The sequence below is a fragment of the Methylocella sp. CPCC 101449 genome (assembly GCF_031921685.1).
Taxonomy (GTDB): domain Bacteria; phylum Pseudomonadota; class Alphaproteobacteria; order Rhizobiales; family Beijerinckiaceae; genus Terripilifer.
Genome location: NZ_JAPDHU010000002.1, coordinates 136,519 through 150,126 on the forward strand (window position 1 = coordinate 136,519; position 13,608 = coordinate 150,126).

A 13,608-nucleotide genomic window follows, 5' to 3' on the forward strand; every position below is an offset into this window, starting at 1 on the left:
ATGATCCTCGGCTCCGTCGAGCAAAGCAAAAAAGCAGGCGTCTGTAAAACGCCTGCTGTGATGACTAACCGCCGCAGCAGGCCGGAGGCGTCAGCCGGCCGCCGGCGCTCTTGCGGATGCGCAGCGAGGATTCCTTCGCCGACCGCACGATGCGCGGCACGTCGTAGGCGACGAGCTTGCCGCCGCGCTTGACGATCTTACCGTCGATGAGGACCGTGTCGACATTGGCCGGTGTCGCCGACATCACCACGGTTGCCTCGATATTGGCCAAGGGCGCGGTGTTCACGTCATTGGCGTTGATCAGGATGATGTCGGCGCGCTTGCCCGGCGTCAGCGAGCCGGTGACATCGCCAAGGCCGAGCGCCTTGGCACCGTTGATCGTGCCCATCTCGATCACTTCCTTGAAGCCGAGGAACGGGTCCTTGTCCGATTTCGTGCCGCGCCAGGGGATCGCCATGTTCCATGTAAAGCGCATGATCTCGAGCATGTTCGGCGGCGTGATCGAGCTGGCGTCGCAGGACAGTGAGATCGACAGGCCGGCCTTGCGCATGCGCATGAAGGCTTCTCGGGCATCGCCCGCGAGCCCCAAACGGTGTTCGGAATGGGTGGCGAAGCTCAGCGGCGATCCGGCCCGCACCATCGCGGCATAATCTTCATCCGAGCCTGGCAGGTAATGGCAGACGAGGAAGTTCGGCCCGAGATAGCCGCGCTTCTCGTAGTCGACCGCATTGAAGTTATTCGGCGGCGCCTGGCCCGCATGAACGGCGATGGGCAGTTTACGGGCCAGCGCCTGGCCAACGTCCTCGTGGAACACGGCTTCCGTCGCCTGGCCAATGCCGCGCAGATTGACGCCGAAATGCACCAGCCCGTCGAAGGCGGTTCCGGAGGAGAAATAGTCTTTGCGGACGCGCTCGATGTCGGTGAAGTCGAGCGGCTTGTCGCGCGCCAGCATGTCGATATGGCCATAGGCATAGCGGGCGCGCAGCAATGAGTCCTTATGGGCGCGCAGTTCCGCATCGGCATGGGCGGGGGAGCGCACGTTATGCGCCCAATTGTGGACGGTGGTGACGCCGTTGTTGGCGAGTTCGGCCATCGCCAGCATGATGCTGTTGTAGAAATCGTCCGGCGTATAGAGTGCCGACGTGGCGTTCTTCGCCGGAAAATATTCGAAGCCGCCGTCGGCGAGGTAATTGCGGCCGAGCGCGCTCCACATGTGATAGTGGGTATCGATGAAGCCTGGCATGACGATCATGTCTTCGGCATCGATGGTCTCGACACCGGCGCCGTTCAGATTCTCGCCGACCGCTTCAATAACGCCGTTGCGGACGAGCACGTCGGCACGCGGCAGCACGCCGAGTTTCGGATCGACGGTGATCACCGCGCCATTCTTGATGAGATAGGCGCCTCGGCCAACAGGCGCTGCTGGCGTCTGCGCCACGGCCTCGGCGACGAAGCCGCTGGGCAGCGTACAGGCGCAGCCGGCAAGAGAGGTTGCGCCAAGCAATTTGGCGAATGAACGGCGGTTGAGCATCAGGCCTGTCTCCTTCGATAAGGTTGCATTGCTAAAGCAAAACTCTCGCCACATTTGCGGGGAGCGCCGAAACCGCGATGGGCACCGTGGAAATACGGTGGTGCCGATGAAACTAGAGCTGCGGGATTTTTCCGATCGTCGCCGCGCGTTTCCATTTCTCGATCGTCGCCAGCATGCGCTCGTGCAGAAGCTGGCTCGTGCCGGGGTAGGGCATGCCGCCGGCCTTTAAGAGAAAGGCCCGCGTTTCGTCGCGCTTGAGGATCTCGTTGAGCAGGCCTTCGACCTTCGCCACATAAGCTGGCGGCGTCCCGGCTGGCATCAGCGCATAGAATTCGGCGATCCAGTGCACGTTTTTCGATCCCTGTTCGCGCGCGGTCGGCACGTCCGGGAAGCTTGGGAAACGCTCGTCGCCGAGCATGGCGATCGCGCGCACGCTGCCGCGGTTCAAAGCGCCGAGCGCGCCGGTGAGGTCGAGGATCAGGAAATCGACATTGCCGGTTTCGATATCGCGCAGCGCCTCCTGCGCGGCTTTGTAGGGCACTTGCGTGGCCGTTGCCTGGATCTCGTCGAGATACATGCCGGTGATGGCGATCGACGAGGTGGTCGGCGCGCCGTAGGTGGCCTTGCCGTGTTTCGCGCGGATCAAGGCGGTCAGATCGGCCATGGTCTTCACCGGGCTGTCGCCTTTGACGACGATGGTGAAGGGCACGTTGACCAGGGTGGTGACCGGCGCGAAATCCTCGAACCGGTACGGCATTTCCTTATAGAGCACGAAATTGCCGGTGACTGGAGCCGAGGGCGTGACGAACAGGGTGTAGCCATCGGGTGGCGCCTTGGCGACGACATTGCCGCCGATATTGCCGCCCGCGCCTGGCCGGTTTTCGACGACCAGTGGCTGGCCGATCAGCCTCGCCAATTCCTCGGTGAAATAACGCGCGAGAATGTCGGCGCCACTACCGGCCGTATAGGACACGACGGCCTTGATGGGGCGCGTCGGATAGTCCTGGGCCTGGGCTGTGGTTGCGATCGCGGCGCATGCAATAATGGCGGCTGCAGCCGCGCGCCAGCGCGTGCTTCTCATGACGTTCCCCCCTTGTTGTCGTTCACGCCGACATCTTAAGGGATCATGGACGCTAAGAGAATTTCTTCAGCCTATTTTTGGCTTTTCCCCTGTAAAGCGTGGAAACTTCCCACGAATTCGGATTCATCATTAAAATCGCCGTGCTGATCCTGTAAGCGCGCCAATCCCCTCCGAAAATGGGCCGAAGTCGCGATTTTTCGCCACGCGGAGGCCGGCAATTATATCGTAGGCGGATGGAACCGATGGCTGAACCTCGACTTTTTTCAAGGATATGCGGCCTTTTCATTCAAACTTGAACGGCGATTTTCAGGTTCGCTTGATGGTTGATCAGCCATGAATCCGACCACCTGAAACGACGTATTGCGTTCGGGATTGTGCTGGGGCTCACCCGTATGGACTTCCTTTCCTCCGCTTGGCTGAAGCGGTCTATGGCTCGTCGCGCGATGCGCTTTCTGGCGCATCGGCGCGGTTCGGTCTCGATGACCTTCGCTCTGAGTGCGTCCGTCGCCATGCTCACCGTGGCAGCGGCGGTCGACTATGGTCGCGCGGTCACGTCGAACACGTCGCTGCAAACCGCCGTCGATGCCGTCGCCTTGAAAGCCATGCAAGATTATTCCAATGGCGTGCGTGATCCCGCGCTGACGACGAGTGCAGCCACCTATTTGACGGCACTCACCCATGATGCTTCGATCTCGCTCGACACTGGATATCCCTCGCTCAACGCGGCCGGCAATGCCATCTGCGTCAAGGCAAGCAAGGCTTTGCCGACGACGCTGATGCGCATCGCGAATGTCGATACGGTGACGATCCGCGCCTCCGCTTGCAGCACCGTCAATGGTGTTGGCACCGTGGAAGTTGCGCTCGTGCTCGACACGACGGGGTCGATGACCAACAAGACCAGCGATGGCGTGACCAAGCTTTCCGCCATGCAAACGGCCGCCAATTCCTTCGTCGACTATATGTTCGACACGAGCCCGCTCAAGACCGGCATGAAGATGTCGGTGGTGCCTTTCGCGCCCACGGTCAATATTGGGACGGATTATGCTGGTTCCGCGTGGTTCGATCTGACGGGGGCCTCGGATGAATCTTTCCGCAGTCCTGCTTTTGCGCGCGACTCGTCTGTCGCTTCCAGCCGTTTCGGTCTGTTCACCAAATTGAAAGCGATCCGTTCGTCCTGGGACTGGACGGGCTGCGTCGAAGCGCGGACATATCCCTATAATGTCACGGACGCTGCGCCGGTCGTGGGAACGCCCGACAGCTATTTCGTGCCTTTGCTGGCGCCCGATGAACCGGATGCCCAATACACCGGCACCATCACGCAGACCTATTACGACTGGTCGAAGGGGCGTTACGTTACGACGACGACGACCGGCACGGTCAATAATTCGAACAGCTACGACAACAGCTATCTTAACGACAACGGCGGCACATGTACTTCGAGCCCAAGCGGTGAGACGCTCGCCGATGAAACGACGAAGCAATCGCGCCTGTGCAAATATTCAAATGGCTCATCGAGTGTTTCCAACTCTTCGACCAAAGGGCCGAACCGTTATTGCAATTCCGCATCACTGGTGCGCATGCAGACGGGCAAGACGACCTTGCAGACCAAGATCTCGGCGCTCGCCGCCAATGGCCAGACCAATATCCATCAGGGTTTCATGTGGGGCTGGCATACGATCTCGCCGAATGCGCCGTTCACCGATGGCAAAGCCTATGGCGCCTCCAACAATATGAAGGTGATCGTACTGATGACGGACGGCGAGAACACCTGGAATTCGGCATCCAACGTGGTCGATAAGTCGAGCTATTCGGCCTATGGCTACTATAAGAACGCCAATACGCGGCTGTCGGCGACTAATCAGAACGTTGGCTCGGAAACCGACGCGCGTGCGGCCATGGATCAGTTGACGCGCGAAGCCTGCGCCAATGCCCGAGCCCAAGGGGTCACGATCTATACGGTCGGTTTCTCCGGCAAATCGGATCCGATCGACGATGCCGGCAAGCAATTGCTGACCGATTGCGCGGGCGATTCCCGACGCGCCTTCTTCACCAATTCCTCGACCGGCCTGGTCAGTGCCTTCCAGCAGATTTCGGCGGGGATCGGCAGCGGCAGCCTGCGTTTGATCAATTGATAGGTATTGAGTTACCTGACAATCCTATCCCCTTGATGACAGGAACATTTCACGGGGAGGGCGCTTTCAGCTTGCGTTTTTGCCGCTGGTCGGGTAACAGCGCGCCATTCCACAGGCGGATCTATCGCGACCCTGATCCAAGGGCCGCTCCGGTGGTCGGAAGTTCCGGCCCGCTGTCCGCTGAGGTTCAACCGGAGAAGTACAGTTATGTCATTGCCCGATTTTTCCATGCGTCAGCTCCTCGAAGCCGGCGCCCACTTCGGCCATCAATCGCACCGCTGGAACCCGAAAATGGGTCCCTATATTTTCGGCGCGCGCAATAACATCCACATCATCGATCTCGCCCAGACCGTGCCGCTGCTGCACCAGGCTCTGAAGGCCGTGTCCGACACCGTCGCCAAGGGTGGCCGCGTTCTCCTCGTCGGCACCAAGCGCCAGGCGTCCGATGCCATCTCCGACGCCGCCAAGCGTTCGGCCCAGTATTACGTCAACTCCCGCTGGCTCGGCGGCATGTTGACCAACTGGAAGACCATTTCCGGCTCGATCCAGCGCCTGCGCAAGGTCGATGAGGAGCTGAACTCCGGCGCCCAAGGCTTGACCAAGAAGGAACGCCTGATGCTGTCGCGCGAGCGCGACAAGCTCGAGAAGGCTCTGGGCGGCATCAAGGACATGGGCGGCACGCCCGACCTGATCTTCGTCATCGACACCAACAAGGAACAACTGGCGATCAAGGAAGCCAACCGCCTGGGCATCCCGGTGGCCGCCATCCTCGACACCAATTGCGATCCCGATGGCATCGCCTTCCCGGTGCCGGGCAATGACGATGCGGGCCGCGCCATCGCGCTCTATTGCGATCTGATCGCCCGTGCCGCCATCGACGGCATTTCGCGCAGCCAGGGTTCGTCTGGCGTTGATCTGGGTGCTTCGGAAGCGCCGGTCGATCATGAGATTCCGGCCGCGCCCGTCGAAGCCGATGACGTGCCGACCGAGGCCTTCGAACTGCTCGCTGCTCCGCGCGGCGCGCCGGACGATCTCGCCAAGCTGCAGGGCGTTGGTCCGCAGATCGTCAAGAAGCTCAACGACGGCGGCATTTTCCACTACTGGCAGATCGGTGCGATGACCGACGCCGATGTCGCCAAGGTCGACGCCGATCTCAAGCTGAACGGCCGCATCGCGCGCGACAAGTGGGTCGAGCAGGCCCGCACGCTGGCCGCCGGCTGAGCGCCAGCTCGCACTGACTTCAAAGAGCGACATTCAATCGTCGCGATTGTTGCTCAATCCTTCGCCTCAGCCGCACGCTGAGGCGAAGACGTTCCGATCCGAAGGAAATCAGCAAGGAAATTGCTCATGGCGAACATTACCGCTGCGATGGTGAAAGACCTGCGCGAAAAGACTGGCGCGGGTATGATGGACTGCAAGACCGCGCTCAACGAAACCAATGGCGACATCGAAGCGGCCATCGACTGGCTGCGTAAGAAGGGTCTGTCGAAGGCGGCCAAGAAGTCCGATCGCGTCGCGGCCGAAGGTCTCGTCACCGTTGCCGTCAACGGCCACCAGGGCGTTGCCGTCGAAGTGAACTCCGAAACCGACTTCGTCGCCCGCAACGAAGAATTCCAGGCGCTCGCCCGTTCGATCGCGCTCGTCGCCCTGGAAAAGGGCATCGTCGACGTGGAGAAGCTGCGCGATCAGCATTATCCCGGCGGCGGCACCGTTGCCGATGCGATCTCGAATGCCATCGCCACCATTGGTGAGAATATGACCTTGCGTCGCGCCGCTTCGGTGAGCGTCGCGCACGGTGTTGTCGGCCATTACGTCCACAACGCCGTCGCCGAAGGCCAGGGCAAGATCGGCGTCATCGTCGGCCTCGAATCGACCGGCAACGCTGCGGCACTTGCCGACCTCGGCCGCAAGATCGCCATGCACATCGCCGCCGCTTCGCCGCTGGCGCTGGATGCCAATGGTCTCGACCCGGCGACCGTCGAGCGCGAGAAGAACGTGCTGCGCGAGAAGAATGCCGGCAAGCCGGCCAATGTGCTCGAGAAGATCGTCGAGTCCGGCATCAAGACCTATTACAAGGAAGTGACGCTGGTCGAGCAGGCCTTCATCCACGATCCCGCCAAGACGGTCTCGCAGATCGTCAACGAAGCCGCCAAGGCCGCCGGCGCGCCCGTCGCCCTGAAGGGCTTCGTGCGCTATGCGCTGGGCGAGGGCATCGAGAAGGCTGACGCCCCGGACTTCGCCGCTGAAGTCGCGAGCATGACCAAAGGCTGATCTAATCCTGGCCTGGAACGCGCCTTTGCATGCCTCTTGTGCATGACTGGGGCGCAGGCTTCGCGATTGCCGCAAGCCGGCGCTTGGATTATTTTGCCGGCACCGTTTGGAGGGTGGCGTACGGGTTCTCCCCGACGCCACCTTTCTCCTTTTCGGGATCATTCAGACAAGATCAGTAAGGACTGTGTCGCCATGAGCGCCAATGCCGAAGTCAAGGTTGGAGCCGCGCCGTCGGGCGCTCTTGATGCGGTGGGGCCTGTGCACGCGATCCTTTGGATCATGTGCTTCGCGCATTTCCTCAACGATCTCCTGCAATCGCTTCTGTCTGCCGTCTTTCCGATGCTGAAGGACACCTACAGCCTCGACTTCTCCCAGATCGGCTATATCGCCCTGGCGTTTCAGATCACCGCGTCGATCCTGCAGCCGTTCATCGGCATGTACACCGACAAGCGGCCGACGCCCTGGGGGCTGGCGGTGGGCATGGGCGCGACGCTGACCGGCCTGCTCATGCTGGCCTTCGCGGGCACCTATTGGACATTGCTGATCGCGGCGGCGACCGTCGGTATCGGTTCGTCGATCTTTCATCCGGAAGGCTCGCGTGTCGTGCGCATGGCCGCTGGCGGCCGTATGGGCACGGCTCAGGCGACGTTCCAGGTTGGCGGCAATTTTGGTCAGGCGGCGGGTCCGCTGCTGGCGGCCTTCGTCGTCGTTCCCCTCGGCCAGCGCGGTCTCGTCTGGTTCGCGGCCGTGGCCCTCGTGGCGATGGCGGTTCTGGCCTGGGTCGGTCGCTGGTATGCGGCGGCCATCAAGCGGGAGGGCGGCATCAAGCGCCGTTCCGGCGGTGGTTCGGTCCATGGCTTCACCAGCAGCAAGGTTTTCACCATCATCACGCTGCTTCTGTTGCTGATGTTCTCGAAGGCCTTCTACAGCTCGAGCCTCAATACGTTCTACACCTTCTATCTGATGGACAAGTTCCAGATCAGTCTGCGGGATTCGCAGCTCTATCTGTTCCTGTTCATGGCGGCGACGGCGTCGGGCGTTTATCTGGGCGGCCCGTTGGGCGATCGCTTCGGGCGCAAATACATCATCTGGTTCTCGATCCTGGGCGCGTTGCCGTTCACCCTGATGCTGCCTTATGCCAACCTCTTCTGGTCGGCGGTGCTGACGGTGCTGATCGGTTTCATCACCGCTTCGTCCATGTCGCAGATCGTCGTCTATGCGTTGGAACTGGTGCCTGGTCGCACGGGCATGCTGTCGGGCCTGTTCCTGGGCTTCTCCTTCGGCATGTCGGGTATCGCCGCGGCGGCACTGGGGCATCTGGCTGACGTCACCAGCCTGAACTTCGTGTTCCAGATCTGCGCCTTCCTGCCGCTGATCGGGGTCGTTGCCTGGTTCCTGCCGAACCTCGAGCGCCGATAACGGGGTAGGGGCGCCGAAGCCCCTGCAACCAGGACACAAAAAGAAAACGGCCCCGAAGGGGCCGTTTGTCGTTCAGGAAACTTGGCAGGAAATCTGGATCGATCAGGAAGTGGCCGTCGGGGCCTTCTTCAGGCGGACGATGACGTCGACGCCGGCGATGATCATGCCTTCCGGCGCGCCTGGAACGGCGAGCTGCGGCACCATCATGTCGGGAATGTCGAACAGCTCGTCCTGCTCCTCGACATAGTAATGATAGTGTGGGCCGGTGTTGGTGTCGTACCAAACCTTGGAACCGAACAGAGCCACTTCGCGCAGCAGGCCGCTTTCGGTGAACTGGCGCAGCGTATTGTAGACGGTCGCCAGCGACATGTTCACGCGCGCGCCCCGGGCTTCCTCGTAGAGCTGCTCGGCGGTCAGGTGACGGTCACCCTTGCCGAACAACAGCCAGCCGAGAGCCAGGCGTTGCCGAGTCGGACGAAGTCCCGCCTTGCGCAGCTTTTCGCTGACCATGCGCGGAACACAACCAATCCCTCCAGGGGTCGGACGAGAGCTAACAGACGCCACTTTTCCCAGTTCCTTTTGTAGCATTTTGGGCGGGCCCGAAAATTTGCACGTTCACTTATGTATTATGACGAGGTTTTTGTCATCAGAATTTGATCTGAATCAAAAAACAAAGAGGCCCGATGCAACTTTCCGGCCAGTTTAGAACCTTTCTGAAAAATCGAGGGTTCTGACATTCCGCCGAAATCCGATTGTCCGGATATCGGCCATCTGCTTGACCATTTCCCAGTGAACATAGGCGCCGGCTACTGGCATACAACCCTCGAATCGCGCTAGCGAACAGTGTTTGGCCGAAATTTGGCTGGCGTTGAGGTGTAAAAATGGGGTCGTTGAAACGTGTCGTGGTGAAATTGTCGGGCGAGGCCCTGATGGGCTCGGGCAGCCATGGCTTGGATCAGCCCACCCTGGAGCGGATCGCCGGCGACCTCGCCAAATCCGCCGATGCCGGCATTGAGATCGCCGTCGTCGTCGGCGGCGGCAATTTCTTCCGCGGCATTCAGGGCGCTGACAAGGGGATCGACCGGGCCCGCGCTGATTCCATTGGCATGCTGGCAACGGTGATGAACGCGCTGGCCCTTGAGCATGCCATCGAAAAGGCGGGTCACGCGGCCCGCGCCCTGTCGGCGGTGCCGATGCCCTATGTCTGCCAGCCCTATTCGCGCCAGGCGGCTTTGAATCATCTCGGCAAGGGCCGGGTGACGGTTTTGGCCGGCGGCACCGGCAACCCGTTCTTCACCACCGACACCGGCGCCGTGCTGCGCGCGGCGGAACTGTCGGCCGATGCGGTCATGAAGGCGACCCAGGTCGACGGGGTCTATTCGGCCGACCCCAAGAAGGACAAAACCGCCACCCGCTATGAAAAGCTGAGCCAGGACGAAGCCATTTCAAAGAATCTGGCCATCATGGACACGGCGGCCTTTGCCCTTGCCCGTGAGAACCTAATTCCGATAATCGTATTCTCGATCGCCGAACCCGAGGCGATCAGTAAAGCCCTGCGCGGTGAGGGCAAGTTCACGCTCGTGGCGCCGTAAGACCCGCTCCGGCGGAAAGGCGTAGTGGCGGGCCCATGGCCCGAAGGGATGACGGAAATAGATCATGGCATATGATATCGCTGATCTTCAGCGGCGGATGCAGAGTTCGATCCAGTCGCTGAAACACGAATACTCCGGTCTGCGCACCGGCCGCGCCTCGGCCGCTCTGCTCGACCCGGTGCAGGTGGTGGCCTATGGCCAAAGCATGCCGCTCAACCAGGTGGCGACGGTGTCGGTGCCGGAGCCGCGTTTGCTGGCCGTGCAGGTCTGGGACAAGGGCATGGTCGGTGCTGTCGACAAGGCGGTCCGCGATGCCAATCTCGGTCTCAATCCGACGACCGAAGGGCAGACGCTGCGCATCCGCATTCCCGAGCTCAACGAGCAGCGCCGCAAGGAGCTCGCCAAGATCGCGCATAAATACGCGGAAGAAGCGCGCGTTGCGGTGCGCCATATCCGTCGCGATGGCATCGATCAGCTCAAGAAAATGCTGAAGGACAAGGCGATCAGCGAGGACGACGAGAAGCGCTTCAGCAATGATGTGCAGAAGGCGACCGATAAGGCCGTCGCCGAGGTCGATCAGGTTCTCGCAGCCAAGGAAAAAGAAATCATGCAGGTTTAGCCCTGGCGGTCGGGGCGCCATGAGCGCGGAGCAGGCGATGCGGAACGAAACGGCGGGAGCGACCGACGGCGGCAAGCCCGCTGATGCGCTCCGGATTCCGCGCCACATCGGTATCATCATGGATGGCAACGGACGTTGGGCCGCGTCACGCGGTCTGCCGCGTTTCGAAGGCCATCGTCGTGGTGTCGAAGCACTGCGCCGCACGATCCGCGCCGCTGGCGATCTCAGAATTTCCTATGTGACCATCTATTCCTTCTCGTCGGAGAACTGGTCGCGGCCGCAGCAAGAAGTCTCCGATCTGATGGGACTTCTGAAGCGCTTCATCCGCAACGATCTGGCCGAACTGCATCGCAGCGGCGTACGCGTGCGTGTCATCGGCTCGCGCGACAAACTGGCCGGCGACATCAGAGCTTTGCTGCTCGAAGCCGAAGAGCTGACCAAGAACAACACCAATATGACGCTGGTGGTGGCCTTCAATTATGGCAGCCGTCAGGAGATCGCGGCGGCGGCGCAACGTCTGGCCCAGCGCGCCTTGCGTGGCGAAATTGATGTATCGTCCATCGATGCCAATGCGCTCGATGCCGAACTCGACACGTCAGGCATTCCCGATCCCGATCTCATTATCCGCACGTCGGGCGAACAGCGTCTGTCGAACTTTCTGCTGTGGCAGGCCGCTTATGCGGAATTCGTTTTCCTGCCGCTGCATTGGCCAGATTTCGACAAGGCAGCGTTGGAAATGGCGCTGCGTGAATATTCCAGCCGCGAGCGGCGTTTCGGTGGCGTGACCGCGGTCGACGAGGCTGGCCGCATTGCCCTGAGTGGTGCGTAATCGTGTCGGATGGTCAATCAGACGTGTCGCCGGCGGAACCGCAAAAGACGGGCGCATTGCGCGATCTTGGACCGCGCTTCTTGTCGGCCATCGTCATGGTCGCTCTGGCGCTCGGCAGCGCCTGGCTTGGCGGACATGTGTTCGCGCTCTTCTGGATGATCGCCGGTTTCGCCGTCTTCTGGGAATGGCAGCGTATGGTCGGCGGCGCGCAGGAACGCTATCGGCTTATCGTTGGTGGGCTGGCGCTGGCGGTCGCCGCGCAGCTCTCGCTCACGTTGAAGGCCGATATCGCCGTTCTCGTCATCCTCGTTGGTGCCGTCATCGTTGCCCTTCTGGCCGGACGCGAGAAAGCCCTGTGGGCTGGGCCTGGCCTCGTTTACGCGGGCGCCATGGTCATTTCGGTGTGCGTGTTGCGTTCTTCTTTCTTTGAAGGGCCGACGTCGATCTTGTGGGCCTTCGCCGTCGTGTGGGGCACCGATGTGATGGCCTATTTCGGCGGCCGGCTGATTGGTGGGCCGAAACTGTGGCCGCGCATTTCGCCGGGCAAGACATGGTCGGGCCTGATCTGCGGCGTCGTCTGTGGCGCGGGCCTCGGTGTCAGCGTCGTGCAATATTGGCGCACGGCGGGTGAGATCAATCTGCTGCCGGTGTTCCTGGTCGGCATTCTCGCGGGGCTCGCGGCGCAGGGCGGCGATCTGTTTGAATCCGGCATGAAGCGGCATTTCGGCGTCAAGGATTCGAGCCAGCTCATTCCAGGACATGGCGGCGCGATGGACCGGCTTGACGGTTTCATCGTGGCTGTCACCCTGGCGGCGATCATCGGTCTTGCCCGCAATGGTTTCTATGCGCCGGCGCGCGGCCTGCTGGTCTGGTGGTGAGCGGTCTGTGATGCGATCAGCGAACGCTTTCTCAACTCCCGCGGCAACGGCGCAAACGGCGCCGCGGCGGCTCGTCATTCTCGGCGCCACCGGCTCGATCGGCCGCACGACGCGCGATGTGATCCTGGAAGCGCCGGATCAGTTTCTCGTCGAAGCCGTCGTTGGTGGCCAAGACGTGGTGGCGCTCGCTGAAATGGCGATCGCGCTGAAGGCACAACGCGCCGTCATTGCGCGCGCCGATCGCTACGAGGCTTTGCGTGACGCGCTGGCGGGGACGGGGATCATCGTTTCGGCCGGCATCGACGCGATGTGCGAAGCGGCCGCTTTGCCCTCCGATCTGGTTGTCGCCGGCATCGCTGGCACAGCCGGTGTGCGTCCCACCCATGCGGCAGCTTCAGCGGGCCGCACCATCGCGCTGGCCAACAAGGAATGTCTCGTTTGTGCCGGCGCGCCGTTCATGCGCACGGTCCAACGCGCCAACGGCGACGTGCTGCCGATGGACAGCGAGCACAATGCGATCTTCCAAGCTCTCGGTGGTGCCGATCCCGCGACCATCGAGAAAATGATTCTCACGGCCTCCGGCGGACCGTTCCGCAATTGGTCGCGCGAACAGATCGCCGCGGCAACGCCCGAACAGGCGCTCGCTCATCCCAATTGGGCGATGGGGCCGAAAGTGACGATCGATTCCGCCGGCCTTATGAACAAGGGTCTCGAACTGATCGAGGCGCATTATCTGTTCGGTGTCGAGGCCGAGCGGCTGGACGTGCTCGTTCATCCGCAATCGATCGTCCACGGCCTCGTCGCTTTCGCTGACGGTGCGGTGACGGCTGGCCTCGGTCAGCCGGACATGGCTGTGCCAATAGCCCATTGTCTGGGCTTTCCGGCCCGTATGACGACGCGGACCCGCAGGCTCGATCTGGCTGAGATCGGCAGTCTGACGTTCGAGCGTCCCGATCTCGAAAAATTTCCCGCCTTGGGCGTCGCTATCGATGCTTTGCGCCACGGGCAGGGGCTGCCGACGGTGCTCAATGCCGCCAATGAAGTGGCGGTGGATCTATTCCTGGGCCGCCGTATCGGTTTCCAGGAAATTGCTCGAATCGTTGCGGAAATTTGCGATCAGGCGGTCGCGGCTGGCGAGGCGCGCGAGCCGGCGACGATCGACGAAGCCCTCGCCGTTGACCATATTTCCAGAGAAAGATGCCGGATCCTCTTGGCGCCGTGACCGCAGTTCGGCAAAGTGCCGCCATAGTAAGGAT

General features: G+C 61.6%; 12 protein-coding genes. 9 read left to right on the forward strand and 3 right to left on the reverse strand.

The features are described 5' to 3' along the window. Positions 1-64: 64 nt before the first annotated feature. On the reverse strand, positions 65-1,531 hold the full coding sequence (locus OIM99_RS11290; protein ID WP_311850508.1) for an amidohydrolase family protein: 1,467 nt from the start codon (positions 1,529-1,531) through the stop codon (positions 65-67). Positions 1,532-1,643: 112 nt separating this feature from the next. Continuing rightward, positions 1,644-2,612, reverse strand: coding sequence for a tripartite tricarboxylate transporter substrate binding protein (locus OIM99_RS11295; protein WP_311850509.1), 969 nt, complete (start codon positions 2,610-2,612; stop codon positions 1,644-1,646). 428 nt (positions 2,613-3,040) lie between these two features. On the opposite strand from OIM99_RS11295, the gene OIM99_RS11300 reads away from it, so the two are divergent. The 4 genes from OIM99_RS11300 (at position 3,041) to OIM99_RS11315 (ending at position 8,434) form a co-directional block, all read left to right on the forward strand. Beyond that, positions 3,041-4,744: a pilus assembly protein gene (locus OIM99_RS11300; protein WP_311850510.1), complete on the forward strand. Its 1,704-nt coding sequence runs from the start codon at positions 3,041-3,043 to the stop codon at positions 4,742-4,744. A gap of 207 nt (positions 4,745-4,951) precedes the next feature. Further along, positions 4,952-5,965 carry a 30S ribosomal protein S2 gene (locus OIM99_RS11305; RefSeq protein ID WP_311850511.1) on the forward strand — a complete coding sequence of 338 codons (1,014 nt, stop codon included), beginning with the start codon at positions 4,952-4,954 and terminating at the stop codon, positions 5,963-5,965. 126 nt (positions 5,966-6,091) lie between these two features. Then, the gene (gene tsf, locus OIM99_RS11310; RefSeq protein WP_311850512.1) at positions 6,092-7,015 is read left to right on the forward strand and encodes a translation elongation factor Ts; all 924 of its coding nucleotides are present in this window, start codon (positions 6,092-6,094) and stop codon (positions 7,013-7,015) included. Positions 7,016-7,207: 192 nt separating this feature from the next. Beyond that, positions 7,208-8,434: an MFS transporter gene (locus OIM99_RS11315; protein ID WP_311850513.1), complete on the forward strand. Its 1,227-nt coding sequence runs from the start codon at positions 7,208-7,210 to the stop codon at positions 8,432-8,434. A gap of 102 nt (positions 8,435-8,536) precedes the next feature. Here the strand turns inward: OIM99_RS11315 and irr are convergent, their stop codons facing one another. After that, on the reverse strand, positions 8,537-9,022 hold the full coding sequence (gene irr / locus OIM99_RS11320) for a Fur family transcriptional regulator Irr (RefSeq protein ID WP_409371511.1): 486 nt from the start codon (positions 9,020-9,022) through the stop codon (positions 8,537-8,539). 293 nt (positions 9,023-9,315) lie between these two features. On the opposite strand from irr, the gene pyrH reads away from it, so the two are divergent. The 5 genes from pyrH to dxr all read left to right on the forward strand — a co-directional run bounded on the left by pyrH (position 9,316) and on the right by dxr (position 13,574). Then, positions 9,316-10,026, forward strand: coding sequence for a UMP kinase (gene pyrH / locus OIM99_RS11325; RefSeq protein WP_311850515.1), 711 nt, complete (start codon positions 9,316-9,318; stop codon positions 10,024-10,026). 64 nt (positions 10,027-10,090) lie between these two features. After that, a complete protein-coding gene (gene frr, locus OIM99_RS11330) occupies positions 10,091-10,645 on the forward strand; it encodes a ribosome recycling factor (protein ID WP_311850516.1) in 555 nt (184 codons plus the stop codon). Between the two features lie 37 nt (positions 10,646-10,682). After that, positions 10,683-11,474 (forward strand): isoprenyl transferase, encoded by a 792-nt coding sequence (locus tag OIM99_RS11335; RefSeq protein ID WP_311850517.1) that lies wholly within the window; start codon positions 10,683-10,685, stop codon positions 11,472-11,474. A gap of 2 nt (positions 11,475-11,476) precedes the next feature. Further along, positions 11,477-12,352 carry a phosphatidate cytidylyltransferase gene (locus tag OIM99_RS11340; RefSeq protein ID WP_311850518.1) on the forward strand — a complete coding sequence of 292 codons (876 nt, stop codon included), beginning with the start codon at positions 11,477-11,479 and terminating at the stop codon, positions 12,350-12,352. A gap of 10 nt (positions 12,353-12,362) precedes the next feature. Then, entirely contained in the window at positions 12,363-13,574 is a 1,212-nt protein-coding gene (dxr, locus tag OIM99_RS11345; protein ID WP_311850519.1) for a 1-deoxy-D-xylulose-5-phosphate reductoisomerase, read from the forward strand. Positions 13,575-13,608 lie beyond the last annotated feature (34 nt).